The 25,232-nt window shown below is 54.7% G+C and carries 26 protein-coding genes and 1 pseudogene; 20 read left to right on the plus strand and 7 right to left on the minus strand.

All coding sequences use genetic code 11. The features are described 5' to 3' along the window. Nucleotides 1–21: 21 nt before the first annotated feature. The 17 genes and pseudogenes from JUF11_RS08875 (at nt 22) to JUF11_RS08955 (ending at nt 15,320) form a co-directional block, all read left to right on the plus strand. Nucleotides 22–1,227, plus strand: a pseudogene (locus JUF11_RS08875) (FtsW/RodA/SpoVE family cell cycle protein). A gap of 16 nt (nt 1,228–1,243) precedes the next feature. Further along, nucleotides 1,244–1,534: a glycine cleavage system H family protein gene (locus tag JUF11_RS08880; RefSeq protein ID WP_204119282.1), complete on the plus strand. Its 291-nt coding sequence runs from the start codon at nt 1,244–1,246 to the stop codon at nt 1,532–1,534. A gap of 18 nt (nt 1,535–1,552) precedes the next feature. Beyond that, complete coding sequence (locus JUF11_RS08885) at nt 1,553–1,963, plus strand: arsenate reductase ArsC (protein ID WP_204119283.1); 411 nt, start codon at nt 1,553–1,555, stop codon at nt 1,961–1,963. Nucleotides 1,964–2,329: 366 nt separating this feature from the next. Further along, nucleotides 2,330–3,145, plus strand: coding sequence for a MetQ/NlpA family ABC transporter substrate-binding protein (locus JUF11_RS08890; protein WP_204119284.1), 816 nt, complete (start codon nt 2,330–2,332; stop codon nt 3,143–3,145). A 37-nt stretch (nt 3,146–3,182) separates the two neighbouring features. Continuing rightward, entirely contained in the window at nt 3,183–4,289 is a 1,107-nt protein-coding gene (locus tag JUF11_RS08895; RefSeq protein ID WP_204119285.1) for a methionine ABC transporter ATP-binding protein, read from the plus strand. Then, nucleotides 4,286–4,972 (plus strand): methionine ABC transporter permease, encoded by a 687-nt coding sequence (locus tag JUF11_RS08900; RefSeq protein ID WP_125581395.1) that lies wholly within the window; start codon nt 4,286–4,288, stop codon nt 4,970–4,972. Before JUF11_RS08895 ends, JUF11_RS08900 begins: the two co-directional genes overlap by 4 nt. Before the next feature lie 427 nt (nt 4,973–5,399). After that, the gene (locus tag JUF11_RS08905; RefSeq protein ID WP_204119286.1) at nt 5,400–6,068 is read left to right on the plus strand and encodes a matrixin family metalloprotease; all 669 of its coding nucleotides are present in this window, start codon (nt 5,400–5,402) and stop codon (nt 6,066–6,068) included. A gap of 68 nt (nt 6,069–6,136) precedes the next feature. After that, entirely contained in the window at nt 6,137–6,904 is a 768-nt protein-coding gene (gene sufC / locus JUF11_RS08910; RefSeq protein WP_204119287.1) for a Fe-S cluster assembly ATPase SufC, read from the plus strand. Then, the gene (locus tag JUF11_RS08915; RefSeq protein ID WP_204119288.1) at nt 6,897–7,898 is read left to right on the plus strand and encodes a SufD family Fe-S cluster assembly protein; all 1,002 of its coding nucleotides are present in this window, start codon (nt 6,897–6,899) and stop codon (nt 7,896–7,898) included. The genes sufC and JUF11_RS08915 overlap by 8 nt, the downstream gene beginning before the upstream one ends. Beyond that, a complete protein-coding gene (locus tag JUF11_RS08920) occupies nt 7,891–9,087 on the plus strand; it encodes an aminotransferase class V-fold PLP-dependent enzyme (RefSeq protein WP_204119289.1) in 1,197 nt (398 codons plus the stop codon). Before JUF11_RS08915 ends, JUF11_RS08920 begins: the two co-directional genes overlap by 8 nt. Continuing rightward, nucleotides 9,074–9,526, plus strand: a complete 453-nt coding sequence (gene sufU / locus JUF11_RS08925; protein WP_204119290.1) for a Fe-S cluster assembly sulfur transfer protein SufU — start codon at nt 9,074–9,076, stop codon at nt 9,524–9,526. Before JUF11_RS08920 ends, sufU begins: the two co-directional genes overlap by 14 nt. After that, nucleotides 9,519–10,955, plus strand: coding sequence for a Fe-S cluster assembly protein SufB (gene sufB / locus JUF11_RS08930; RefSeq protein WP_204119291.1), 1,437 nt, complete (start codon nt 9,519–9,521; stop codon nt 10,953–10,955). Before sufU ends, sufB begins: the two co-directional genes overlap by 8 nt. A gap of 12 nt (nt 10,956–10,967) precedes the next feature. After that, nucleotides 10,968–11,348, plus strand: a complete 381-nt coding sequence (locus JUF11_RS08935; RefSeq protein ID WP_204119292.1) for a DUF1694 domain-containing protein — start codon at nt 10,968–10,970, stop codon at nt 11,346–11,348. 15 nt (nt 11,349–11,363) lie between these two features. Then, nucleotides 11,364–12,335 carry a DUF2785 domain-containing protein gene (locus JUF11_RS08940; protein WP_204119293.1) on the plus strand — a complete coding sequence of 324 codons (972 nt, stop codon included), beginning with the start codon at nt 11,364–11,366 and terminating at the stop codon, nt 12,333–12,335. A 269-nt stretch (nt 12,336–12,604) separates the two neighbouring features. Further along, nucleotides 12,605–13,471 (plus strand): helix-turn-helix domain-containing protein, encoded by an 867-nt coding sequence (locus JUF11_RS08945; RefSeq protein ID WP_204119294.1) that lies wholly within the window; start codon nt 12,605–12,607, stop codon nt 13,469–13,471. Nucleotides 13,472–13,627: 156 nt separating this feature from the next. Next, a complete protein-coding gene (locus JUF11_RS08950; RefSeq protein WP_204119295.1) occupies nt 13,628–14,503 on the plus strand; it encodes a 5-bromo-4-chloroindolyl phosphate hydrolysis family protein in 876 nt (291 codons plus the stop codon). Further along, a complete protein-coding gene (locus JUF11_RS08955; protein ID WP_204119296.1) occupies nt 14,496–15,320 on the plus strand; it encodes a hypothetical protein in 825 nt (274 codons plus the stop codon). The genes JUF11_RS08950 and JUF11_RS08955 overlap by 8 nt, the downstream gene beginning before the upstream one ends. Nucleotides 15,321–15,408: 88 nt before the next feature. Here JUF11_RS08955 and JUF11_RS08960 read toward each other — a convergent pair whose 3' ends face one another. Then, nucleotides 15,409–15,906, minus strand: coding sequence for a universal stress protein (locus JUF11_RS08960; protein ID WP_204119297.1), 498 nt, complete (start codon nt 15,904–15,906; stop codon nt 15,409–15,411). 55 nt (nt 15,907–15,961) lie between these two features. Beyond that, nucleotides 15,962–16,237 carry a hypothetical protein gene (locus JUF11_RS08965; RefSeq protein ID WP_204119298.1) on the minus strand — a complete coding sequence of 92 codons (276 nt, stop codon included), beginning with the start codon at nt 16,235–16,237 and terminating at the stop codon, nt 15,962–15,964. Between the two features lie 143 nt (nt 16,238–16,380). Here JUF11_RS08965 and JUF11_RS08970 point away from each other — a divergent pair, with 143 nt between their 5' ends. Next, complete coding sequence (locus JUF11_RS08970; RefSeq protein ID WP_204119299.1) at nt 16,381–16,950, plus strand: GNAT family N-acetyltransferase; 570 nt, start codon at nt 16,381–16,383, stop codon at nt 16,948–16,950. Nucleotides 16,951–17,286: 336 nt separating this feature from the next. On the opposite strand, the gene JUF11_RS08975 is transcribed toward JUF11_RS08970, so the two are convergent. Both JUF11_RS08975 and JUF11_RS08980 read right to left on the minus strand, forming a co-directional pair. Then, the gene (locus tag JUF11_RS08975; protein WP_204119300.1) at nt 17,287–18,558 is read right to left on the minus strand and encodes a replication-associated recombination protein A; all 1,272 of its coding nucleotides are present in this window, start codon (nt 18,556–18,558) and stop codon (nt 17,287–17,289) included. 107 nt (nt 18,559–18,665) lie between these two features. Continuing rightward, the gene (locus JUF11_RS08980; protein ID WP_204119301.1) at nt 18,666–19,103 is read right to left on the minus strand and encodes a YueI family protein; all 438 of its coding nucleotides are present in this window, start codon (nt 19,101–19,103) and stop codon (nt 18,666–18,668) included. 68 nt (nt 19,104–19,171) lie between these two features. Here JUF11_RS08980 and JUF11_RS08985 point away from each other — a divergent pair, with 68 nt between their 5' ends. Further along, nucleotides 19,172–19,792 (plus strand): DUF1054 family protein, encoded by a 621-nt coding sequence (locus JUF11_RS08985; protein ID WP_204119302.1) that lies wholly within the window; start codon nt 19,172–19,174, stop codon nt 19,790–19,792. Nucleotides 19,793–19,816: 24 nt separating this feature from the next. Here the strand turns inward: JUF11_RS08985 and JUF11_RS08990 are convergent, their stop codons facing one another. The 3 genes from JUF11_RS08990 to JUF11_RS09000 all read right to left on the minus strand — a co-directional run bounded on the left by JUF11_RS08990 (nt 19,817) and on the right by JUF11_RS09000 (nt 21,683). Then, nucleotides 19,817–20,149, minus strand: a complete 333-nt coding sequence (locus tag JUF11_RS08990; protein WP_204119303.1) for a hypothetical protein — start codon at nt 20,147–20,149, stop codon at nt 19,817–19,819. Between the two features lie 51 nt (nt 20,150–20,200). After that, entirely contained in the window at nt 20,201–20,971 is a 771-nt protein-coding gene (locus tag JUF11_RS08995) for a gamma-glutamyl-gamma-aminobutyrate hydrolase family protein (protein ID WP_204119304.1), read from the minus strand. A gap of 91 nt (nt 20,972–21,062) precedes the next feature. Continuing rightward, a complete protein-coding gene (locus tag JUF11_RS09000) occupies nt 21,063–21,683 on the minus strand; it encodes a hydrolase (RefSeq protein WP_204119305.1) in 621 nt (206 codons plus the stop codon). A gap of 237 nt (nt 21,684–21,920) precedes the next feature. Between JUF11_RS09000 and JUF11_RS09005 the strand changes: the two genes are divergently transcribed. Further along, nucleotides 21,921–25,172, plus strand: coding sequence for a beta-N-acetylglucosaminidase domain-containing protein (locus tag JUF11_RS09005; RefSeq protein ID WP_204119306.1), 3,252 nt, complete (start codon nt 21,921–21,923; stop codon nt 25,170–25,172). The last annotated feature ends 60 nt before the right edge of the window (nt 25,173–25,232 follow it).

Here is a 25,232-nt window from a genome sequence, read left to right on the forward strand (position 1 = left end):
GGCAGGGAAAGGAGTGACGGCATGGCAAAGGCAGTTTCAACGCGCCGCAAAAGTGAAGACCGCATCGACTACGGGATTATCCTGTCGGTGATGCTGCTGGCGTTGATTGGGATGGCAGCAATTTACATGGCCGTTTCGCATGATACGTCCTCGACCAGTACCACCCGGGCCTTGATTATGCAGGCTTTGTGGTATGTAATTGGCGGCATTGGCATTTTTTTCGTGATGCAATTCGATGCCGAGCAGCTGTGGCGCGTGGCGCCGATTTTGTACGGACTCGGGATATTTCTACTGATTTTGGTGCTGGTGGCCTACGACCGGTCAGTGTTTGTCCATACTGGCGCCAAGAGCTGGTTAGGGTTTGGCTCGTTCACCTTCCAACCTTCGGAAGTGATGAAACCGGCCTATATTTTGATGCTGGGCCGAGTGGTGACCAATCACAATACCAAGTATCAGCACAGCACGGCCAATGATTGGCGGCTGATTGGTGAAATGTTGCTGTGGACGCTGCCAGTGCTGGTGCTGTTAAAGTTGCAAAACGACTTCGGGACGATGCTGGTGTTCCTGGCGATTTTTGCCGGGGTGGTGCTGGTATCCGGGATTACCTGAAAAATCATCGCCCCAATTGGCATCGGGGCTGGGGCCATCGGCTCAACCGCCATCGTCTTGGTGGTGCAACCTTGGGGCCGCCGGATTTTGGAACACTTGGGCTTTGCAGCGTATCAGTTCAAGCGCATCGACTCCTGGCTTGATCCTAGTGGGGCCACGAGCACCAGTTCGTATCAGTTATGGCAATCCATGAAGGCGATTGGTTCTGGCCAAATGTACGGCCGCGGCTTCAACAACTTGAAGGTCACGGTGCCAGTGCGAGAATCCGACATGGCGTTTTCTACGATTGGCGAGGCGTTTGGGTTTATCGGCTGTGCCGCGGTGATTCTGCTTTATTTCCTGTTAATCTACCAAATGATTCGGGTTACTTTCGATACCCAAAACGAGTTTTATGCTTACATCTCCACTGGGGTCATCATGATGTTTGTGTTCCACATTTTTGAAAACATCGGGATGAACATCGGGCTACTGCCATTGACTGGGATTCCGCTGCCTTTCATCTCACAAGGGGGTTCGTTCTTACTGGCGGATATGTTGTCCGTGGGCATGATCCTCTCCATGCGCTATCACCACCAGAGTTACATGTTTAGCCAAGAGGGAGAGGAATTCGATCGTTAAGCAAGGAGGCGTCATCATGACGGCAAATTTTTGGCAAGAAAAGCACCAAGACACCATCACGTTGGGCTTAACCGCTGATGCCCAGCAGACGATGGGCAAAATCAAGTTTGTGGCGTTACCGAAAATCGGCACCCGGCTCACTGTCGGCCGCGCCTTCATGAATGTGGAAGCCGAGAAAACCGTGCTCGATCTGGACGCACCAGTGAGTGGCACTGTGGTCACAGTCAATGAAGCGGCCATTGATGATCCGAGCTTGCTGGATGAAGCGGCGCACAGCGCCAACTGGGTGGTCACGCTGAAGGCTTAAACCCAAGGAGGGCTTGCCATGCAGGTGTACTTCTTATACACGGGCAATGCGTGCCGCAGCCAACTCGCGGAGGCGCTCACCCAACAGCTGCTGCCCGGCTGGCGCGTGCAAAGCGCCGGCGTGCAGCCGACCGCCGCGGATACCATGACGGTCGAGGAGTTGGCCAAACGCGGCATTGATTGGTCTCACGCGCAGGCCAAGCCAATCGATATGGCCTATTTAAACGGCAGTGATGTGGTGGTAACCCTTTGCGGGGACGCTAGGGATCACTGTCCAGTGCTGCCGCCAACGACGCGCGCTTTGCACTGGCCGTTGGCTGACCCTGCGCAGGTACTAGGCGCAGCCCGCGCCGATGCCTTTACGGCGGCTGCCGATCAGATTGAAACGTTGATTCAGCGCACTTGGCTGACAGAGAATTCGCAGGGATGAAAATATTTCTCAGATATTTTTAATTTTAAGGTTGACACTGCCAAGCGAACTCAGTAAACTCTAGTTATTCTAAAGAGCAAACGAACGATGTGAGAGAGAAGCCACGCTAGACTGTACAGAAAACCTGCAACTGCTGAGAGCAGGGTAGCGCGCGAGGCCGAGAATGGCTCACGGATCGGTGTCCCGAACCAGTGCACTGGCAAGGCGGCAATGGGTGGCAACCATTATCTTGCACGCGGGTGATAGCCCGTTAGTGAGGCTAGTCTTTTTGACTAGTGAATTAGAATGGTACCGCGGTCAGTCCGCTTCTAACAAGTTGTTAGGAGCGGACTTTTTGTTTCGCTCAAAAAATTGGAGGAATAGAAAATGAAATTGTTCAAGAAACTGGCCTTAACGGCGGCCTTGGCCTTGCCAGTGCTCGCTTTAGCTGCATGTGGCAGCAACAAGTCAACGACCCAAACCCCAAAGACGGTCAAAGTCGGGATCATGAGTACCGACGTTGAAATTTGGAAGGATATCCAAAAACGCCTGGCCAAAGAAGACGTCAAAATCAAACTGGTTCAATTCACCGAATACAACACGCCGAACCAAGCCTTGCAAGATGGCGATATTCAGTTGAATTCCTTCCAGCATAACGACTTTTTGAACACTTGGAACAAGAAGCACAACGAAAAGCTGACCGCGATTGGTAACACCTACATCGGCCCAATGCGTGCCTTCTCCAACAAGATCAAGTCACTGAAAGACCTGAAGAAGGGCGACACCGTGTCTGTGCCAAACGATGTCTCCAACGAAGGCCGGGCCCTGGACCTGTTGGCGGCTAATGGTATTATCAAAGTCAAGGACGTCGCCACGCCAACCATTCACGACATCACCGAAAACAAGTTGGACCTGAAGATTACGGAACTGGACTCCGCGCAAACCGCGCGGAGCTTGAATGATGTGGATGCGGCCATCGTCAACAACGATATCGCCGTTGCCGCTAACCTCAAGCCTGCCGATGCCATTTCGGTGGAAAAGCTCAGTGCCAAGTCCAAGCCTTGGATCAACATTATCGCTGCTAAGTCCGCAGCTGATAAGAAGAACAAGACTTACCAGAAGATTGTTAAAGCGTATGAAACGAAGCGCACTGCTAAGCTGCTGAAGAAGTACTACAAAGGGGCCGTTATTCCAGCTTGGTAACCAGTTGCACCGCGTTCGTCGAGAAATGAGGTAAAGTATGGCAGAGCCGTTAATCACATTGAAGCAAGTGGATGTCGAATTCAAAGAGAAAACACGCAGCGTGCACGCCGTCGATCATGTCGATCTGACAGTTGAACGCGGCGATATCTACGGGATTGTCGGGTACTCAGGGGCTGGGAAGTCAACGTTGGTGCGCACCATTAATTTGTTGCAGCGGCCCACCAGCGGCACGGTGTCGGTGCTGGGGCAGGATATGCTGAAGCTGGATGCCGCCAAGCTGCGACAGGAGCGCCGCCGCATCGGCATGATTTTCCAGCACTTCAACTTGATGAATTCACGCACCATTGCCGACAACGTGGCCTTTCCGCTGAAAGGCACGAAGGTCACCGAAACGACGGCTGATGGTAAGAAGATTTGGCGGAAAATCAAAAAAAGCGAAATCAACCAGAAAGTCAGCGACCTGCTGGAATTGGTCGGGCTGGCGGACCGAGCGACCGCTTATCCGAATGAACTGTCTGGGGGCCAAAAGCAGCGCGTGGGGATTGCCCGGGCGTTAGCCTCAGATCCAGAAATTCTGATTTCCGACGAAGCGACTTCCGCGCTGGATCCCAAAACTACCTCTTCCATTCTCGACTTGCTGGCACATTTGAACCAGAAGTTGGGGTTGACCATTGTGCTCATTACCCACGAAATGGAAGCCGTCAAGCAGATCTGTAACAAAGTCGCGGTGATGGATGAAGGCCGCATCATTGAACGGGGGACTTTGCTCCAGATTTTTGCGCAGCCGCATGAACAGCTAACCAAGGACTTTATCGATACGACCATTCAAATTGAAAGTGCCATCGCGGCTGTGCGCAAGCAACCGGCAGTGCGCGACTTGCAGGCGCCAGATCAACTGGTGCGCCTGACTTATGTCGGCGCCTCGACCGATCAGCCGCTGGTGGCGACCTTGTTTAAAACGTACAACGTGACCGCCAACATCTTGTTTGGGGACATCCAAATCCTACAAGGCACCCCTTTTGGTAATCTGTTGGTGGTGCTGAGTGGGACGCAGGCGGACCTTGACCGGGCCTTCGATTATCTGCAGCAAAGTGACGTCACCGTTCAGCATCTGAGCGCCAATCAGGAAGGAGAGCAAGCATGAACATTATCGAAAAACTCTTCCCTAACGTGATTCCGATTTGGACCGGTGATGGTGGGGTGACCCAATCCATTGGTCAAACGCTGTACATGACCTTCTTCACGGCGTTGATTGCTGGTGTCCTCGGGATTTTGATCGGCATTTTCTTGGTGCTGACCGATGATCACGGCTTACTGGCGAACCGTCCGGTGTACTGGATTTTGGACAAAATCGTTAACATCTTCCGGGCGATTCCTTTCATTATTTTGCTGGCGGTGCTGAATCCGTTTACCCGTCTGATTGTGGGCACCGGCATCGGCCCGACCGCCGCCTTGGTGCCACTGGTGTTGGGCACCACGCCGTTCTTCGCGCGGCAGGTCCAAAACGCTTTGCTGACGATTGACCCTGGCGTGATTGAAGCAGCCGAAGCGATGGGCTTATCCCCAGCTGCCATTGTCTTTCGCGTTTACCTGCGTGAAGGCTTGAGTGAGCTCATCCGCGTCGGCGTCTTGACCATCATCAGTGTCATTGGTCTCACTGCCATGGCTGGTGCGGTTGGCGGCGGCGGCTTAGGTAACTTGGCCATTGCCGTCGGTTACCAACGCTTCCAAAACGACGTCACCTGGGTCGCCATGATCTTCATCTTGATTCTGGTGTTCCTGATTCAGTTTATCGGGGATCTGTTCGCGAAACGCCTGCATCACTAACAGGCTATGCAGGAAGGTCGCACCTAGCCAACCAGGTAGCCTAGCGCAAGGCCTTGCCGCCGATTTTGGGCGGTGAGGCCTTGAGCGTAGCTAGCTGCGTTGGCGTTGACCTTCCGGAGTGCAACTAAAGGCTATGCAGGGTGGCCGCTCTTAGCCGGATGGGTAGCCTAGCGATGTGAATATTGAAGCTGCTTTTTCGCTTCGATGCTCATCGCGTAGCTACCCACTCCGGCGTTGGTCACCCGGAGCGCAACTAACAGGCTACGCAGGAAGGTCGCTTTTAACCAACCAATCCAGCCTACCACTGGCACTGAAATTCGATAGTTTGCTTACAGAGGATGTGACTTGCTCACATCCTCTTTTGCATGCCGCTTTACCGAGGTGGCATTCTTCGTTAGAATGAAACGACAAGCAGGGAGGTGGCGACATGCGAAAGCACCGGGGATGGATCGTGCTGCTTTGTTGTGCCTTCTTGTACTTTAGTTTACCGGCCGCCGTGCATACCCGAGTGGCAGATGCGGTTGGGGCGGCAGTGAGTTGGGTAACGCGCCAGGTCGCCCCGAGTACGGCGCCAGCTGAGTCGTCAACCTCATCGGCCAGCACGGCGAGCACCGCGGCTACCCCAAAAGAAGCCATTGTGCCGACTGGGAAATTGGCAGCGCGCTACACTTATTCGTTTGCGCCGCATACCGACCGCACCGTCCAGCAGCTTTTTACAGCCGCCATTAATATCTATAACCAAACCGGCATCGTCAAGCTGACGCCGGGCAGGGCGGGCAGGTTTACCAACCATGTGACCTTGAGCAGTTATCAAAAGGGGCAAACGAATGGTGAAGCAGTGATTCTAGGCTTAGGCGGGCCGCAAATCACCCGCTGGACCGGGGCCAAGCAGGCCACCGTTAACCATGCCAGTGCTCGCTTAAACTTGGCTTATCGTTCGCGCTTGAACGTGGCCACAGCGGTGCATGAACTCGGGCATGCCTTGGGGCTAGCTCACAGCACTGCGCCGGATTCGGTAATGTTTCCAACCGATCGCAATGTCACCAAGCTGAGTCCGGCAGATTTGGCTGGGCTGCGGGCCATCTACAGCCAGTGAGCCGCGCCTTTTTTCGTTGGTCAAACTGCCGTACAATAAAGACAATTGGTATTCTTGGAGGTAAACCGTTGAGCACACTAGAGATTCGTGATTTACACGTCAAAGTCAAAGCAGAACCAGAGCATCCGGAAATTTTGCGCGGGGTTAATCTCACCATTAACAGTGGTGAAATTCACGCGTTGATGGGCCCCAATGGGAATGGTAAATCCACCCTGGCGGAAACGCTGATGGGCAATCCGCGGTATTTGGTGACCCAAGGCGATATCCTGATCGATGGGCAAAGCATTGTTGACCTGCCGGTGGACGAGCGGGCGCGGCTGGGGTTCTTTTTAGGTATGCAGTACCCAGCGGAAATCAATGGGGTGACGAATGCGGAGTTCATTCGCGCCGCGATCAATGCCCGGCGGCCGGAAGATGATCCGATTCCGATTATGGCTTACCTCAAGCAGTTAGATGAGACGATGGCGGTGCTGAAGATGCCAGAAGATATGGCAGATCGCTATTTGAACCAGGGCTTTTCTGGTGGTGAAAAAAAGCGCAACGAAATCCTGCAGCTGATGATGATCAAGCCGCACTGGGCGCTGTTGGATGAAATTGATTCCGGCCTTGATATTGATGCCTTGCGGATTGTGGCCAACGGGGTCAACCAAATGCGCGGCGCCGACTTCGCGTCCCTGATCATCACCCACTACGAACGGCTGCTGGATTACATCACGCCTGATGTCGTCCATGTCATGAAGGATGGCCAAATCATTGAAACCGGCGGCCCCGAGCTGGCCCACCAGCTGGAAGAAACCGGCTACGAACACCTCAAGGCAGGTGAGGGTAATGACTGAGCTAACGTTGCCGAACACGCCGAAGATTCCCTTGGCGCGTTATTTGAAGCAGGCGCCGGATGCTTTTGACCAGGTCAGCGTGCAAGCCGATTCAGCGGTGACCGTGAGTCAAACGGCTGCCGCTTGGCCGGTGCGGTCGGCGGTGGATGCTTGGCTCGGCGCGCCGCCGGTGACTGAGGTGTTCATTCCGGCGGGTTATCACGCTGAGGCGCCGGTGCAGGTCACCGGGCCCCAAACCGGGAGTGCACTGGTGATTTTGCATGTTGGGGCCGGCGCTCATGTGCGCTTGCAAGACCGCTGGGCGACCAGTGGCCAGCAGCTAGGCGTGGGGGTTTTGCTTGAGCTGGCGGCCAACGCTGAGGTCGATTGGCTGACTTATGACGCTTTCACCGCCCATACTGCGATTGTGCAACGGACGGCCGAATTGGCTGACCATGCCAAGCTCAACTGGACGGTGGCTGGGTTCGCGCAAAACAGTGGCGCCAGCTTACTGACGGTGAATCTGAATGGCACTGGCAGCCAGGCTACCATCAACGTCGGCGTGCTGGCTAGTGGCAGTCAGCACGTGGGGTACACCACCGCGATGACCAACAACGGCCGGCAAACGCAAGGGCATATCAACCAGCGCGGGGTGATTGTCGGCAAGGCCCATTTGATTTTCAACGGGATTGGCCACATCATCAAAGGCGCACGCGGCAGCGATAATCAGCAGGAAAATCGGGTGCTGATGCTGGGCAGTAAGGCCCGCGGCGATGCCAATCCGATTTTGCTGATCGATGAAAACGATGTGACTGCAGGCCACGCGGCGTCGGTGACGCGAGTGGACCGAACCCAGTTGTATTATCTCATGAGCCGCGGCTTGCCAGAATCGCTGGCCAAGCGGCTCGTGATTCGCGGCTTCCTGGAGGCAGGATTACTGGAAATTACGGACCCGGCACTGAAGCAGGCCTTGTTCAAACAAATTGATGAAACCTTGGTGATGGCAGATGCGTGAAAAATTTCCTTTTTTTGCTGCTCATCCAGACCTGGTTTACCTGGATAGTGCCGCAACCAGTCAAAAGCCGCAAGATGTCCTGACGGCGCTGCAAGACTACTATGTTAACGCCAATGCCAATGTCCATCGCGGCTTGTACGAATTGGCGTATGCAACCACGGCGCATTACGAGGCGGTACGGGCGCAGGTGGCAAGCTTTATTCATGCAGCCAAGCCCAGTGAAATTATTTATACACGCAGCACCACCGATGGCCTGAATCTGGTGGCGAGCAGCTTTGGCCCGCAAGTGGTGAAACCTGGGGATGAAATTCTTATTTCCGGCGCCGAACACCATAGCAACTTTTTGCCTTGGCAGCAGTTGTCCCACCGCCTGCAAGCCAAACTGGTGGTGGCGCCCGTGACCGCAACTGGGGATACCGATGTTGAAGCGGTGGCGCAATTGATCACGCCGCGCACCAAATTGCTGGCGCTGGCACAAGTGACCAATGTGGGCGGCGGGGAAGTGGCGCTGGCCCCATTGGCGCAGGCCATCCATGACGTTGGCGGTTACTTGATTGTCGATGGCGCGCAGGCAGTAGCCCATCTCAGCGTTGATGTGCAGGCTCTTGATGCCGATTTCTATGCTTTTTCCGGGCACAAAATGTACGGTCCGACTGGCATCGGCGTGCTTTACGGCCGCGAAGCACTGCTCGAACAGATGCCACCGATTCAGTTCGGCGGCGAAATGATCGATGAAGTGCTGGATCAAAGTGCCACCTGGGCTGAAGGCCCGTTGAAGTTTGAAGCGGGGACGCCGAATATTGCCGGGGTGTACGGCCTCGGGGCTGCCATCACCTGGCTGATGACCCAGGACCGGGCCGCCATCGCTCAGCAGGAACGCAGTCAAGTGCTGGCCCTGCGCCAGGCCTTGGCCGCTATTCCCGGGGTGGTGCTGTATGGTAGCGATGCCAGCATTGGCATCGTCAGCTTTAATTTGACTGGGGTGCATCCGCATGATCTCGCCACGTTCCTCGATGAACAGCACATTGCGGTGCGCGCCGGGCATCACTGCGCCCAGCCGCTGATGGCGCGCTTAGGCGTGCCGGCGACTGTGCGCGCTAGTTTTGGCGCGTATAATACCATCGCAGACGGGGCGCGGTTAGCGGCGGCGGTGCAGGAAGCAAGGGGGTTTTTCCTTGGCAATGACTAGATTGGATCAACTTTATCGCCAGGTCATACTGGACGAAGCGAGCCACCCACGCCATCACAGCACGCTGGCGGCACCTGATTATGCCGTCACGGTGCGTAATCCCAGCTGCGGCGATGTGCTGACCTTGCAGCTGCAAGTGCAAGAGGGTAAAATCATCGCCGCCGCCTTTGCCGGTAGTGGCTGCACGATTTCACAGGCTTCAGGCAGTTTAATGACGGACCGCATTATCGGCCAAACGCCGGCGCAAGTGATGCAGTTGGTGAGTGACTTTTCCGAGCTGGTGATTGACGGTCACAGTCCGGCGGAAGCGGCGCTTGGGGATGCGGCGGTGCTCAAAGGGGTGCACCAATTCCCGGCGCGCATCAAATGCGCCACCTTGGCCTGGAAAGCGGCGGCCCAAGCACTGGGGCTGCCAGATGCGGAGGACAACCATGACTGAAACCAAAAATACGAAGAACAACGAAACAGTGGCGGAAACCGTCGACTTTTTGCCGACGGAAAATCCCGGTGACTTCAAGGACCCGGTCAACCCAGTGTTCTCCACTGGGCGGGGGTTGACGGAAGCCACCGTGCGCGCAATTTCCGCAGAAAAGCATGAGCCTCAGTGGATGCTTGACTATCGCCTGGCTGCTTACCGGACCTACCAGAAACTGCCGATGCCCGATTTCGGCCCTGATCTGTCTGACCTGAACCTGGAAGAAATGCTTTACTTTCAAAAGGCCACCGACAAAACTTACCGGGATTGGGATGATGTTCCTGACACTATCAAGAAGACCTTCGACCGCCTGGGTGTGCCACAAGCTGAGCGCAAGTATCTCGCCGGCGCGTCGGCCCAGTATGAATCCGAAGTGGTGTACCATAACATGAAAAAAGAGTTCGACAAACTCGGCATTATTTTCATGGACATGGACAGTGCCTTGAAGGAATATCCTGATTTGGTGCGCCAGTACTTCGGCACGCTGGTCCATCCCAGCGATAACAAATTTGCGGCTCTGAACTCAGCTGTTTGGTCTGGCGGTAGTTTCATCTACGTGCCGGCCGGCGTCCAGACGGATGTGCCGATTCAGGCCTACTTCCGCATCAACGCGGAAAACACCGGTCAGTTCGAGCGCACCTTGATCATTGTGGCGCCGGGTGGCCACATCAACTATGTGGAAGGCTGTACGGCCCCGAATTACTCCAGTGACTCGCTGCATGCGGCGGTGGTGGAAGTGTTCGTTCAAGATGATGCCTACTGCCGCTACACGACCATTCAAAACTGGTCCAAGAATGTTTATTCGCTTGAAACCAAACGGGCTCAGGCGATGAAAAACGCCACCATGGAATGGGTCGACGGTAATTTAGGCTCGAAAACGACGATGAAGTATCCTTCCGTTTACCTCGATGGCGAAGGGGCCCGCGGCACCATGCTGAGCGTGGCAGTGGCGGGGTCCGGGGTCGATCAAGACAACGGGGCGCGGATGATTCATAATGCACCGAATACGTCCTCCAACATTGTCTCCAAGTCGATTGCCAAAGATGGCGGTGCTGTGGACTATCGCGGCACGGTGCGCTTCACGCCAAAAGCGGATAACGCCTTTTGTCATGTGGAATGTGATACCATCTTAATGGATGAGCAGTCCTCTTCCGACACCATTCCTTTTACTGAAATCAAGAATTCCACCGTCTCGATGGAGCATGAAGCCAAAGTGTCCAAGGTTTCGGAAGAGCAGCTTTATTATCTGGAAAGCCGCGGCATTCCTGAAGCTAAGGCCACGGAAATGATCATCATGGGGTTTGTTGAACCCTTCACCAAGGAATTGCCAATGGAATATGCCGTCGAACTCAATCGTCTCATTGGAATGGAAATGGATGGGTCGGTCGGCTAGAAAGGGGCAGCGATGACGGAAGATCTGAATGCTTTTATCAAAGCCCGGGCGCTGGGCATTCCCACTTTGAAACCCGACGAGAAACGTGCCTTTTTGGGGAATTTTCGCGATCGGGTGGCGATGGCAGTGACCATTCGCCAGCTGCACACCGAAGCGATGGCCCAGCTACTGGAGCAGGTACTGACCCGCTATCCGCAGTATCGCGTTTATCTGAATGGTTTGATGTCCCAGCCCTTGATTGATCAATACATGAAGCAGGCGCTGGCGCATGATATCCCATTCACCATTATGGCCCAGCCTGGCCTGCGCGTGAAAAAAACGCCACGCGCCGATGATTTCGGCTGGGTGTTGGCCGATCCCAAGCAAAAAATTGCGCGGCCGATTTTGCTTTAGAAAAGGAGATTATTTTTGGCGACTCAACTTCAAAGCGTGGCGCAAGCCGTCCGCGCTTTACGCGAACAATTACTGGCTGGCCAGCTGTTTCAGCAGCTGCCGGCCGCGCTGGATCACTTGATGGCTTCAGTGGCGGTGGAGCCGGCAACGCCAGTGGCTTTGCCCGACGATGATTTGGCAGCACTGGCCAAAATGCATACGATTCGCCAGCGAGTGAAGAAAACCGCCACGCCTAGTGTGAGCGATGATGAGCTGACGTTTCTGGTCGCGCATCTCGCCAGTCGCAGTCCCGCAGTGCGCGACAAAGGGGCTTTTTTCCTGCTGTCTGATTTGTTTCAGATGGATGCCTTCACCGCCGCGCAGGTGAGCTGGCTGTTTAACACGCTGCAACAACCCGACATCCTTTTTGCCCATATCATGGAGCCGCAAAACGATGCCGTTTTTCAGCGCAGTTTTGCGGTGATGCTGCTGTCGGGGCTGGTGTACGCCGACCAAAATCGCTACCATGCCTTGTCCAGCAAACAATATAGCGGCCTCCTGCAGCGTATGTGTGTTTACGTGCTGCTGGAGCGCGATGGCCGCGGTTATGTGGATGGCAGCGGCTGGGCGCATGCCTACACGCATATTGGCAATTTGGCTGATGAGCTGACGCAGGTGACTGGCTTGGCGCGTGGGGAAAAGATTTTCCTGATGGCGTCAATTTTGGCTGGCTGGCAGCGCATGACCGTGCCGTTGGTGTATGGCGAGGACCAACGGATCGCCGCTTATTTGGTTAATCTGGCAGTGAAGCATCAGTTCTATGCCGATTCGCTGGTGATGTGCCTGACGGCCTGGCAGACGCGCCTGCATGATGTGCGGCCGCAAGAGAATATCAATTTCTGGAATGCGTGGTACAACCGCAGTCGGTTGCTGGAAGCGCTGCTGATGCGCGGGGATCTGCCCAAGGTCGTGGTTGATTATCTGCAAAAGATTATCGATCTCTATTAATAACACACCTAATTAAAAAAATAACTGAAAGTAGAAATCAATCATTTGCCTTAGCCGCCGTAGACTATTTTACGGCGGCTATATTTATATTCTAAAATAAATACAATTTCAATCATGCCTATTTTTAATAATCCTAATCGTTATATTAGTATGTTAGCACTGAAATGAATAAGAAAAAGTAGTCAAAATGAATATTTGCGGGTATAATTTGCGTATTGATAACCTGAAAGGTGTTCGGCTTTTCGTTGGTTTCTAAAGGGAGTGAAGAAATGAGTAAAACGCAGCCGGCCTTACGCATCATGGGGGATCGCGTCCGGTATTTCCGCAAGCTCAAAGGACTATCGCAGGCGGAACTGGCGAAAGATATTTGCACGCAAGCCACGATTAGTTTGATCGAAAAACGCAACAAAGTCCCAAGTATGAATATCCTGATCCGCCTGACCAATCGCCTGGGCATCAGCCTCGATGATATTGTGGTGGAGAATCAAGACCGCACGCAAAAGGCGTTGTCCCAGGTGGGGCGGCAGGTGCGACATGGTGATTACGCCGCTGCCGCGCCGGGCTTGGCCAAAGTCAATGTGGCAAAATTGACCAGTGATAGCGATCAGAAACGCTACTATTACTATCGCGGCATGGTGGAGCTGTTCGTGAATCATGCCCAAGATGAGGCCATTTATTATTTTGGCCGGGTGCTGAATCAGCAAGGCCAGACCCATCAAGACCTGGCCGCGATCATGGCCACGCTGGGGTTAGGCATTGCCTATGCCGAAAAAGGCACCACTGACCGCGCCAGCGTTTACCTGCAGCAAGCTGATCAGTTGCTCAAGCAGATGCCGCTGAATGAGGGGCGCTACCTGGATGTCGAGCTGACCATTTATTGGCACAGCGCTCGCATTTATTTTGAACTGAAAGCCTATGATGAGGTGCTGAAGTACCTGCAACTTGGCATTGATCTGGCGGTCAAAAACGACAGCCTGTTCTTGCTCGCAGAGCTATACACGCTGCAGGCGCGCACCTATAAGCAGCTCGGGGATGCTCAAGCCAGCGGTGCTTACCAAATCGCCTTGGCCTTGGCGCAAGTGACGGCCAGCAGGGACTTGTTGACCCAGCTGCAAGCCGAGGCTGCTTCTGCTTAATCGTACCGATCATTTTGCCCTTCGCCCAAGCGCGAAGGGCTTTTTGCTTGACCTCGTGCGGACCCAAGCGGGAAATTATAAGGCGACTTATCTAAAACTGACCAAAAACCACAACTTATATCTGCGATAATTGACTTACGACTGGAGGCAATACATATGATTGATCCCCACAATCCCGATTACGGTGTCAGCAAGCTATACGCCTTGCGCGCTTATTTGACCAATGCCCTGAACTTTGACGGCCGGAGTACCCGGAGTGAATACTGGTGGTTGCTGCCTTTTTTGTGGCTGTTTGAGATTCTGACCTTTTTGACTATTGGCAATCGAATCCTGCCGCAGCTGACCGTGCGGGCCTTTTTACTCATACCCACTGCCGCCATCACGGCGCGCCGTTATCGCGATGCCGGCTTTGTCCCCGGGCTCGCCATTGCCCAGACGCTGTTCACCTATGGCACCTGGTGGCTGATGTATGCCAATGCCTCGGGCAGCATCAATAGTGGCTTGATTTGGGCGTGGCTACTCACTTGGGTGATTTCCCAGGTGGCCAAGCTGGTGATGACGCTGATGCCGACCCAGCAAGCCACCGCGGTGGTGACCCAATCGCAAGCCATTGCGGCCTATCGCGCCCAGCATCATCTCAGCGCCGACGAGCTCCAGCTATTCCGCGACACGATGAGCACCCTGAAGATGCAGATCCTGAAGCTCGGCGCCCAAAGCCGCAGTTCAGAGACGTTAGGTAAAATTATGCAAGCCACCGGCGGTTTGCATGCCGCACAGGAATTATTTCGCGAACTGATGGCGCATCCGCATGCGCTGACCGAACACGCCGATTTCTTATACAAAATGCTGCCGGCTCTGATTGAATCGTGTGATCAGTATCTCACGGCAGAGCAAGCCGAAGTCGGCACCGCCAGCGTGAATGCCGCCATCACCGAAATGGCCAGCGGCATTCAACGCCAGGCTGAAGCTATCGCGGCGGATTATGCCCGAGTGGTGACGACTGACGCAGAGGAGGTGACGGCTCATGGCTAAACGCAAAGCGCGCAAACCGGTGTGGTACGCCGAATATGACCGGCTATTTGTTAAGCAGCGGCCGAAGCGCAAACGTCAGCTGAATCGCGCCCAAGTCCTGATTGTGGTGTTGGTGGCGCTGACGCCGCTGGCCTTTCGCTACTGGCCGCAAGTGATGATGCAAAGGCGCATGAGCGCCCAAAGCAAGATGATGTCTTCCTCAACCACCAATGAGGCAACCAAGTACATCGACAACTATGCCTTAAAAGCGGCGGGACTCAAACGGACCGCAGCCATTGATTCCTCGCGCAATCTGGTGGCGAAGGTGACGGGGCACACCGTCAGTTTTTCCACTGGCTTCCAGCTGACGGTGCCGAGCAGCTTTAACGTGGAGGAATCTTCGCGTGATCATGTGGTGACACCGACTAAAGAGGACAATGGCATCGAATTGCGAGTGGCTGACTTCGATGGCAAAAATGGCGATACGTACTTGCAAGCAAGTTTGCAGCTGTATGGTAATTTGATCGACGATTTCGATGCCTACAGCGAAGCCAGCGCCCCGACGTTGGTCAAAGTCTTCAAAACTGGCAATGTGGGTACTGCCCAGACTGGGTATGTCTTTGATATCCCAGACCCCAAAGCCGAGCGCGGCTATGCCCGGTTATCGCGGTATTTCTTATTCCCCGACGGAACCGGGGTGGTGCTGAAAAGCTTACCTGATATCACCGATGGCATGAACAAGCTGACGAAAAACAGTAGCTTCGCTGCGTTTCAGGCGACCTGCGGCGAGGATTTTAAGTCGTTGGCTAACGACTATACCTTCACGGCTTCAAACTAAGCAAGCGGTCCGCGTGAACAACGCCGACCGCTTGCATTTTGGTTTCATCCCATCAAAAAACGCCCAATCACTTGGGCGTTGATCAACGTTATTCAGCTGGCTTCTCTTTCGGCTTCTTGGTGGAAGCCAAGGCCGGCTTGTTGTTCAGGTCGGTGCGCACCACGAGCACGTCGCAGCGGGCATTGCGCGTTACGTATTCGGTGACGCTCCCAATTAACAAGCGTTCCACCGCGTTGAGCCCGGTGGCGCCAATCATGATCAAATCAATATCTTTTTGCTTCGGGACATCGCGGGCAATAATCGTCTTCGGCGCGCCATATTCAATCGAGTAGCTGACTTTTTCCAAACCAGCCTTGTGGGCCTGTTCGATGTAGCCGCTCATGGTTTCCTTAGCGGTATCTGCGACTTGTTGCACCATTGCCGAGTCAAAACTTGAGACGTTGTTGAAGGCCCGCGTATCGACAATGTGAATGAGGAATAATTCACCGTCATTACGTTTGGCCACTGCGACTGCTTTCTGGAATGCAAGCTCAGATTCGTATGAGCCATCAATTGCCACTAGAATGTGCTTGTATTGTTGTAACATCGCCATCACCTCTCTGTCTTAATTGTAGCCGAATCAGCCATGAAAGTACATGTTTTCAGGCTTCGCCGGCATATTTGGCCACGCGTAGGCCGAGCAGCCCCGCCGCCAGCGCCCCCACCAGCAGCGCCGCCAGCTGCAACCACATCTCCGGCCACACTGCCGCGGCCACGGCCAGTAGGGTACTGATGGCAAAGACCGCACTGAAGCGAGCCAGTTCCTGTTGGTGCTTTGCTGAGATAGTGAGGCCCATAAAGTCGTGGCGGTGTCGATTGGTGTAAATGGTGAGAATGAAGAGCACAAGGGCATAAACTACGAAGATAATTCGAATCATGAGGCTATCCTTTCGCATGCAAGTTGCTTTCATTTTAACGAATAGGTGAGACGGATTCAATTTTTGCCTGCCGGGCTTGAATTAAACTTTGGTCACGGCGCCTCATTCGAGTATGATGACCCTGATGATAAGGAAGCGAGAACATGATGATTCAAACAAAGTGCCTGACGCTACGCCCTTTTACGGCAGCGGATTTACCGGCGTTCATGGCCATTCAACAAGATCCCGAGGTGAACCGCTTTTTGCCCTGGTTCATGCCGCAAAACCAGGCCGAGGGGCTGAAGCTACTTCACGAGCAGTACCTTGATCAGCCGGACGGTGAGGCACTGGCCATTTGTCTGCGGGCTACCGGCCAGGTGATTGGTTATGTGCATGCTGAAGCCAGTGAAGCCCATGATCTGGGCTACGGACTGCGGCGTTCAAGTTGGGGTCATGGCTATATGATCGAAGCCGCCGCGGCACTGATTGTGGCACTGCCGGTCAGTGACTATCCTTTTTTGACCGCGACACATGACGTTAACAATCCCAAAAGCGGGGCGGTGATGCAGCGGCTGGGGATGACTTATCAGTATACCTATCTGGAACAATGGCAGCCGAAAGATTTTCCGGTCCATTTTCGCTTGTACCTATTGAACCGCGATGGCAACCAGGACCGTCAGTATCTGAAGTATTGGCAGCAAACCGCGGCACATGAAGTCGAGTCTGGGCTGTAGGCATAAAAAAAGACCGACATTTGTTGTCGGCCAAAGTCCGGAGACTTTTGTGAAAGACTAAGTGGTGCCGTTCTCTTCCCGAATTGTTGAAACCCGCAATTAAGCAAGTGGGCCCGGACGACGATCACGTTAGCGATTCAGTGAAAGAATCACACGGCAACCGCCACTTCTGGTCCCAAGGTATCGAGACTGTTCGGTCAACTAATTGGTGGGAAGCGCGTACACCTTAGGTAACTTCCATGGTTTTACTTTAGCACCTTTAGCGTAAACTTGCAAGATTTTGCGTCTTGGCTGGTGCGCACAAACCGCGGCTGATCGCCATTGGCAGCGCTTGCGCTAGCCTTGCTGGAGCTTGCGAAGTTTGGCCAGCTGCTGAGCGAGGGCTTGCTCGTATTTGCCGGTGGTTTTTGGCTCGTAGTAATGGGTATGGGCCAGGTTTTGCGGCATGTAGGTTTGCTTGACCCAGCCGCCCGGGTAATTGTGGGGCAACTTGTAGCCGACGCCGTGGCCCAGCGCTTTGGCTCCGGAATAGTGCGCATCTTTGAGGTCAGCCGGAATTGGCCCGGCCTTGCCGGCTTCGACATCGGCGATGGCGGCATCAATGGCGCTAATCGCGGTGTTACTTTTCGGCGCCAGGCATAAGTCAATGACGGCATTGGCCAACGGAATCCGGCCTTCGGGCAGGCCCAGCCGCTCGGCGGCTTGAATCGCCGTTAGGGTGCGATTGGCGGTTTGCGGATTGGCCAAACCGACATCTTCATAGGCAATCACCAGCAGGCGCCGTAAAATGCTGGGCAAATCGCCGATCACAATCAGGCGGGCCAAATAATGCAGCGCAGCATCAACATCTGAGCCGCGAATTGATTTTTGAAAGGCTGAAATCAGGTCATAGTGAGCGTCGCCATCGGCATCACCGTTCAAGGCGCGCTGCTGGAGCGACTGGTGCATCACGGCGGCGGTGAGTTGGATCTTGCCGTCAGTTGCTGGCGTCGATAGGGTCGCCAGCTCTAAGGCGTTCAACGCACTGCGCAAATCCCCATTGGTCGCTGAGGTGAGATAATCGCGGGCCTCTGTGGTCAGCTCAACAGGGTAGTCGCCTAAGCCGCGCTTTTTGTCCGCCAAGGCGCGATCGACAGCGACGCCAATGTCTTCTGGCGTTAACGGGTGCACCTGAAAAATCTGGGTGCGACTGCGAATCGCGGGTTGAATACTGAGGTAGGGGTTTTCTGTGGTGGCCCCAATCAAAATAATGCGACCAGACTCCAGCGTGGGCAGGAGAAAATCCTGCTTGGTTTTGTCCAACCGATGGATTTCATCGAGTAGCAAAATCACGGTGCCACTCATTTTAGCTTCTTCAGCGACAATTTGGAGGTCTTTTTTGGTGTCAGTGGCGGCATTGAGCATGCGAAAGGCATACTTGGTACTACCGGCGATGGCGCTGGCAATACTGGTTTTCCCAGTGCCAGGCGGGCCATAGAGAATCATGGAACTCAGGCGCTTCGCCAGTACCATCCGGCGAATGATTTGACCTTCGCCGACCAAATGGGCTTGGCCAACGATTTCATCTAGGTTTTGCGGCCGCATGCGGTAGGCGAGTGGCTGTTGCACGGCAATCGCTCCTTTCAAGTTCAGTGTACCAGTGTCGGCGCGCCTTGCCCAATGGCGTCGGCGTGAAGGCCATAGAAAAAGCGCCCCTGGAAGGTAGCGCTACGGCGTTAACTGAAAAAGTGGAACCACCCTTTTTTCTCCGGTTTCGGCGCCGGGGTTTCAGGCGCAGGCAGGTCAATGTTTGGCTGATTGATGGCCTGGCGCGCCACCAGCAACACGCCGCTACCTTCAGGACGCAGGTTGGCGGTGCCGTCATTGACCATGGTGAATTGGATGTTGGCTTTACTGGCTGCGGTCATGTAAGGCGCCGTGAGGTCGGGCCCCATTTTACCGTTAATCAGGAGCTTGTAATCACTGCCTTGATGTGCCGTCAGGGCGTTCTGCATGGCGGTCAAGGCGCGGGGCAGTTCGATGTCCTGATTGCGGACCCGCAAAAAGACGCGCTCCCGCAGCGAGCCTAAATACTGACGGCGCTCATCTGGGTTGGTCTGTGGCGGTCCGTAAATGCTATTATTAAGATGTTGCTGAAGATCATCGTCAGCCATGTCAGGTCCTCCTTGGTTGCGGTTGCAACCGGGTTTACCCATGATTATAGCATAGGGAGGCGAAAGCGATGTTTACGGATCAAGACTTTACGGTATTTGATGTGCCAACCTTAACTGGCCGGCTGGCGCTGATTCGCAGTCAATTGGACCCGAAGTTTGAACAAGTCGGGGCTTCGCTGCAAACCACGCTGGCTGATGCCGGTTTGACGGCGTTGACCCTGCATGTGGCCAAGCACCTGCGCCGGCATAAGAATCCGCCGCCGAATACCTGGTTGGCACTGGCGCCCAGTACCCGCGGCTACAAAATGACCCCACATTTGGAAGTGGGGTTGTGGGATGACCGGCTGTTCGTGTGGGTGGCCGTGCTGCAAGAAGCCAAACGCGCCGGGGCGAAGGTGCCGTTTGATACGCTCCGCACCTTGGCGAGCCGGTTGCCGACCGATAGTGAACTGGCGGCTGATCACACTAAAAAGGCGGTGTTGCCGCTGGATTTGAACAACTTCGACTTGCTAGCGCGCCGGTATCAAACGCAAACCAAAGCGGAGTTTCTGGTCGGCAAAACCTATCTGCGCGGCGATCCGCTGTTTGCCGACCCGGAAGAGTTATGGGCGGATATTCAGACGCGGGTGGTGCGGCTGGCGCCTTACTTTCAAGCCCTGCTCAAAGCGAATGCATCAAAAAAGCAGTGATTGCTCTGGGCAATCACCGCTTTTTTATAGCTTGCCGCGGGCGTATAACGCGCGGATGGTAGTTTGAACCGCCAGCAGCGTGTGGTGTGCGTCCGCTTTGAATGCCGGAACTAACTCAGTGGTGGTGGGAGTCTTCGCCTGATAAAGGGTCTGACCGGTGATATCGGTGATGATCAAGCCGGTTGCGGAGAGCTTCGCGGTGAGATAGCCACCTTCGCTGCCTTCATCAAGCAGCTCTTGAATCCAGTTTTGCAGCCCGCCAGCAATTACGGCGTCCAAGGTGGTCGGCTGGCCATTCGCCTGCGCTTTTTGGACTAGGGATTCGGCCTGGGCCACGGTTTCAGGAATTTCGTGCATGGTTAAGCCTTCTTTCTGGCCACAGCATACCACAAGTGGCTGCTGCTTGCCTTACGCGGAAACGGCGGTCGTTGCCGCGACGTGGCCTGCTTGCGCGCGTTCAATCAATTGCTTGAAAGGCGCGAGCTGCGCCCGATCAGCTTCCCACAGGTTTTCTGGATGCCACTGCACCGCCAAAATCTGGGCGTGCGCAGGGTCTTCCAAGGCTTCGATCACACCATCTGGGGCAGTGGCGGCCACTTTGAGACCAGACGCCACGTCCTTCACGGCTTCATGATGACGTGAGTTGACATAAGCGCGCTGGCCAATCATGCCCACCAGACTACTATCAGCCTTCATGATCACATGATGCGTGGGGTACTGGCCAGCCGCGGCTTGGGCGTGGCGCAGACTGGCATGCGGGTCTTGACTCGGCAGATCCTGATACAAGGTGCCACCCATGGCCACATTGAGAATTTGCATCCCGCGGCAGATGGCCATGATTGGCTTATGCGCCGCCAAGGTCGCTTTAATCAGCGCCAGCTCGAAGCAGTCTTTCGGGTACACAGTGCGACCGATTTCTGGCCGGGGTTCTTCGCCGTAAAAAGTGGGATCGACATCAGGCCCGCCTGGTAGGAGCAACGCGTCGAAGGTAGCGACGTAAGCCGCAGCCATTTCCGCCGCCAGGTGGGTATCATCAGGAAAGGGCAGAATCAGCGGCGCCCCACCAGCCGCCAGCACCGCGTTTTTCAACGGGCGCGGGGCCATATCGGCGAATTGGTCATTCACAGCGGTCATCGGTTCAGTTAACGTGTCAGCAGTAAAAGCAATAATGGGGCGCATTCAATCGATCCTTTCGGCATAATATTCTGCTAGTTTAAGGCAACCGAAAAGAAAGTCAAGCGCTCATTGTATTTGCTCAATAGAACACGTATTAGGCGTTGATAAAGAAGTCATCGTTGGCGGCCAGCAAGTCAACAAAACCCGGGACATATTCGGTCCGGTTCCAATCCCGCTGCCATTCGCAGGCGAGCTGGGCGTTGGTGATTAAGTTGGCGCCAGCTTGTTCAACGCGGCGCAGGGCGGTTTCGTGGGCCAAAGGTGACGTGCCACCAACCGCATCCACCACGGGATAAACCTGGTAACCTTCGCGCAGGGCGTCCAGGGCCGGGAAAGTTAAACACGCCTCGGTCCAAAGCGCACACATCACGAGTTTTTTGTGGTCTGTTCTCGCCACGGCTTCATGGAAGGCTTGATCCTCCCAGGCGTTGATACTGGTGCGATCGTAACTTGGCTGGGCCGGCATCAAGTCCCGCAATACCTTCAGCGTGTCCTGATTGCGCCCGGATTTGACGTTAACGGTACTGAGAATAATCGGCACGTGATACAGCTGCGCCAGTTGGATGGTCATCTTGACGTTGCGAATTAACTGCGGATGAGGCATCGATTGAATTGAAGCTACTTGGGTCGGTTGATAATCAATCACCAATAAAGCGGCATTTTCAGGGGTCAACAGGGCGTCTGTCGCCGGGTCGCGGCGGGGATAACTGGTCATCATAATCGCCTCCAGATTAAAATTTTGCTAGAACACCTGCATTGTATAAACCCAGGTCAGGAAAAGAAAGCAAAGCGACTCGCCTGATTTGCGATTAAAGAACCGTGATAATCAAATGAAGAAATGAGCAAAGCGCTTACATTCATCGCAAAATCGGTGTTATATTCCTTGTGGTGCGACATGCGCGCCGACCATCTGATAGACCCGGTATGGGTTTCAACATTGGAGGAGATAGAGATGGAGAAAAAACACTTTAAGATGTATAAATCTGGCAAGTCCTGGGTCGTTGCCGGGATTGCGGTTTGGGGCTTGGTCAGTGCTGGTGGGGGCATCAGCAACCAAACCGTGCAGGCGGCAACGGACCCGGCGACCACAGCTGTCGCCCCAGATGACAAGGCGGCAGCTGGTGCCAAGGTTGACACTGAAGCCGCGCCTGCCAGTGAGGCCGAGACCGCACCGGCAGCGACTGAAACAAAGACAACCGCAGCCACACCGGCAGAGACACCAGTGCCAGCAACCGCCGCCCAAGCGCAGGCCGAGCAGCCGGCCGCTACCGAACCAACGGCGAAAGTGGCCACGGCGCCTGTAGCTGCCACCAAACAGGCGGTGGCCCCAGCGCCAGCCGCTCCAGCGGCCAAGACCACTGCCACAGTGACCACTGATGCGACGGTTGACGCCGCCACCAAGGCTTTGGCGGATCAAGCGACTGCGGCTTTGACCAAAGCCGGGGTCAGTTTTGATCAGATTCATTATGGCTTAGCCACCGACGCCACCACCACGAAGGCCGTCGCTGATCTCCACGGCGCGGCAGTCACGACGCTGAATGCCAATGGTTACCTGCTCAAAGCCGGTACTGTCGACAAGCAAACAGTGCTGGCGGTGCAAGGGACCGATGCCACTGGGCTCTTTTACGCCTTGAATGATCTGATTAACCGGGCCCAGGCTAAAGCGGATCTGAGCCACGTTGATGTGTATGAATCACCGCAAATGAGCATTCGTGGGGTCATCGAAGGCTTTTATGGCCAACCATGGTCTGATCAGGCCCGCAAAGAGTTGTTTGCCTTCATGGGTGAGCACCGCATGAACACCTACATTTACTCACCAAAAGACGATAACTATCTGCGGAAGAACTGGCGCGACTTGTATCCCAATGATGCCCTGGCGACCATCAAGTCATTAGTGGATGAAGCCAACCGCAACCACGTCAGCTTTGTTTATACCTTGTCGCCAGGCAACGACATTACCTATTCCAGTCAGGCTGATTATGATGCCACGGTGGCCAAGTTCAACCAGCTGCGCAGCATCGGGGTGACCCAGTTCTACATTGCGCTGGATGATATTCCGCTTAGTGTGACCCCTGCTGATCAGGCCAAGTTCCCGGCCCATGCCACGCCAAATTATGCCTATAATCAGTGGTCGACGTTAGCCGATGCGCAGTCATATTACCTGAACCGGGTAGAGCGTGACTATATCCAGGCCAACCAGCTGCCTGACTTGTGGCTAGTGCCAACGAACTACAATGGCTCGGCGCGCGATCCGTTCAAGGAAGCGCAAGGTCAATCACTGGATTCGAACATTCGCATGCAGTGGACCGGCGAAGGCGTCTTTTCTGGGACCCTGAGTGCCGACTCAATCACCAAGGCGAAAGAAACTTATAACACTGACCATATGTTCATTTGGGACAATTTCCCTGTCAACGACTCGAACCAGGACCGGTTGTATCTGAATCCCGTGAGTGGCCGGGCAGACGATTTGTATCAGGTGACTGACGGCTTTACCGCTAACCCGATGATTGAACCTTATGCCTCATGGATTGGCATTGGCAGCTTTGCCGATTACATGTGGAATGCTGGCCAGTATGACCCGCAGCAGTCCTTGAATAATGTGCTGAAGGAAATCGCCGGTGCTGATCTCACGAAGCTCGCCGCGCTGCAAGCCTTCGTTGATTTGAACCAGGATTGGAACTATGCGCCAGCCGACCAGCGGGTGCAGGCCCCAATCCTGGCGGGGTTATTGGCGGACTATCAGAACACTAAGTTCGGGACGCCGGCTTATCAAAAAGCGCTGGCAGCCTTGAAGCAACATCTTGACCTGATCGTGAACGCGCCAACGACCCTGAAAACCATTGCGGTGTCAGGCTTCTATAATGATGCTTTGCCATGGATCAATGCCGCTTCCCATTGGGCGAAAGCGACGTTGGCCGGCATTACTATCATGGATGAAACGCAAAAAACCGATGCTTCTGAGGCGAAGATTGGCGCCAGCTATCAAACCATGGCCGCTGAAATCACGGCGGCTCAGGCTAAGGCGGTACCGAACAGCCGCACTGGCAAGCCGGACCCAGTCATTACGCCAACTGTGGGCGATGGCCAATTCAAGGTGGCCTTGAGTGCCGCGTACCAGGCGCTTGACCAGTGGCTACAGCTCACGCCGATTAAGAGTGAGGCTACCCAATTACCTGGCACAGCCAGCACCAATATTTCGCAGTATGAAGGTAACGGTGCGGCGAACATGACTGATGGTGACACGAGCACCAAGTTCTGGAGTTCCCGCAATGTGGCGAAAGGCGACACCTTAACCTTAGATCTGGGGCAAGTCGAGGCGGTTCAGCGCGTGATTTTGCAACAAGGCACCTCAGACGCCGCAACATCTGGTGACCTATTTAACTCGGCCATCGTCTATGCTGGCACGAAAGCAGATGGCAGTGACAAAGTGGCGATTGGTCATGTCACCGCGACGGGCTTGTATCAGTTAGACCTGAGCCGCCCTGTCGATGCGCAGTATCTGTTTGTGGTCGCTGATGAACCGACCGATGGCTGGCTTCAGATTCGTGAATTTGCTGCCTACAGTGGCACCGGCCTGGCCCTGGACAATGTCGAAAGTGCGACCGGCCAAGCCGTCCAAAATGTCTTTGACGGCACGACTGAAACGACTTTCACGCCGCAACTGGCTGACCCGACGCAAGGTGGTGTGATTGAGCAGAGCTTCACCACGCCACTGACTGGCATGCATTCAGTCGTGGTGGTCGGGCAAGTGCCTGGCACGGTTGCGGTTAAAGTTGGCGACACCTGGCATACCGTTGGCACGACCGATGGCAAGCAGTTGATCACCCGCCTGGCCATTGACTTTGATGAAGTTGCGGGCATTCGCCTGACCTTGGCGCCGGCAGCCAAGGCTGGGGCTTTGGCCGAACTGGGGCTGTCTAAACTTGAAGTTAAAGCGACCCCAACCCCTGGCGGCGATGGCCAACCTAGCGTCGACCCAACCCCGGAGCCGAAGCCGCAACCAGACACGGACAAGGGCGGGCCTTCAATTGTGACGGATAAGAATCAACCTGGCAAGCAAGCAGTAAGCTCTCATGTTAAGGATCAGCGCCATGGCAAGCGCGTCTTACCAAAAACCGGTGAAACCATCAATCCTGCTTTAGTGGGCTTGGGGGCGTTGCTGGCAGGCCTCAGTGGCTTAGGCCTGCGCCGGCGTGAACATTAGGCGACAACAGCATTTCTCAATTCAGGTTTCAAGCGCAATGGCGTTGCCTTCTTGGCAGCG

Source organism: Lacticaseibacillus suilingensis, from assembly GCF_016861845.1.
GTDB classification, from domain to species: Bacteria; Bacillota; Bacilli; order Lactobacillales; family Lactobacillaceae; genus Lacticaseibacillus; species Lacticaseibacillus suilingensis.

Excerpts from the sequence above, each read along its gene's own strand:
- JUF11_RS08880 (WP_204119282.1), top strand. The coding sequence starts at position 1,244 with ATGACGGCAAATTTTTGGCAAGAAAAGCACCAAGACACCATCACGTTG.
- JUF11_RS08885 (WP_204119283.1), top strand. The coding sequence starts at position 1,553 with ATGCAGGTGTACTTCTTATACACGGGCAATGCGTGCCGCAGCCAACTC.
- JUF11_RS08890 (WP_204119284.1), top strand. The coding sequence starts at position 2,330 with ATGAAATTGTTCAAGAAACTGGCCTTAACGGCGGCCTTGGCCTTGCCA.
- JUF11_RS08895 (WP_204119285.1), top strand. The coding sequence starts at position 3,183 with ATGGCAGAGCCGTTAATCACATTGAAGCAAGTGGATGTCGAATTCAAA.
- JUF11_RS08900 (WP_125581395.1), top strand. The coding sequence starts at position 4,286 with ATGAACATTATCGAAAAACTCTTCCCTAACGTGATTCCGATTTGGACC.
- JUF11_RS08905 (WP_204119286.1), top strand. The coding sequence starts at position 5,400 with ATGCGAAAGCACCGGGGATGGATCGTGCTGCTTTGTTGTGCCTTCTTG.
- JUF11_RS08915 (WP_204119288.1), top strand. The coding sequence starts at position 6,897 with ATGACTGAGCTAACGTTGCCGAACACGCCGAAGATTCCCTTGGCGCGT.
- JUF11_RS08920 (WP_204119289.1), top strand. The coding sequence starts at position 7,891 with ATGCGTGAAAAATTTCCTTTTTTTGCTGCTCATCCAGACCTGGTTTAC.
- sufB (WP_204119291.1), top strand. The coding sequence starts at position 9,519 with ATGACTGAAACCAAAAATACGAAGAACAACGAAACAGTGGCGGAAACC.
- JUF11_RS08935 (WP_204119292.1), top strand. The coding sequence starts at position 10,968 with ATGACGGAAGATCTGAATGCTTTTATCAAAGCCCGGGCGCTGGGCATT.
- JUF11_RS08945 (WP_204119294.1), top strand. The coding sequence starts at position 12,605 with ATGAGTAAAACGCAGCCGGCCTTACGCATCATGGGGGATCGCGTCCGG.
- JUF11_RS08950 (WP_204119295.1), top strand. The coding sequence starts at position 13,628 with ATGATTGATCCCCACAATCCCGATTACGGTGTCAGCAAGCTATACGCC.
- JUF11_RS08955 (WP_204119296.1), top strand. The coding sequence starts at position 14,496 with ATGGCTAAACGCAAAGCGCGCAAACCGGTGTGGTACGCCGAATATGAC.
- JUF11_RS08960 (WP_204119297.1), bottom strand. The coding sequence starts at position 15,906 with ATGTTACAACAATACAAGCACATTCTAGTGGCAATTGATGGCTCATAC.
- JUF11_RS08965 (WP_204119298.1), bottom strand. The coding sequence starts at position 16,237 with ATGATTCGAATTATCTTCGTAGTTTATGCCCTTGTGCTCTTCATTCTC.
- JUF11_RS08970 (WP_204119299.1), top strand. The coding sequence starts at position 16,381 with ATGATGATTCAAACAAAGTGCCTGACGCTACGCCCTTTTACGGCAGCG.
- JUF11_RS08980 (WP_204119301.1), bottom strand. The coding sequence starts at position 19,103 with ATGGCTGACGATGATCTTCAGCAACATCTTAATAATAGCATTTACGGA.
- JUF11_RS08985 (WP_204119302.1), top strand. The coding sequence starts at position 19,172 with ATGTTTACGGATCAAGACTTTACGGTATTTGATGTGCCAACCTTAACT.
- JUF11_RS08990 (WP_204119303.1), bottom strand. The coding sequence starts at position 20,149 with ATGCACGAAATTCCTGAAACCGTGGCCCAGGCCGAATCCCTAGTCCAA.
- JUF11_RS08995 (WP_204119304.1), bottom strand. The coding sequence starts at position 20,971 with ATGCGCCCCATTATTGCTTTTACTGCTGACACGTTAACTGAACCGATG.
- JUF11_RS09000 (WP_204119305.1), bottom strand. The coding sequence starts at position 21,683 with ATGACCAGTTATCCCCGCCGCGACCCGGCGACAGACGCCCTGTTGACC.
- JUF11_RS09005 (WP_204119306.1), top strand. The coding sequence starts at position 21,921 with ATGGAGAAAAAACACTTTAAGATGTATAAATCTGGCAAGTCCTGGGTC.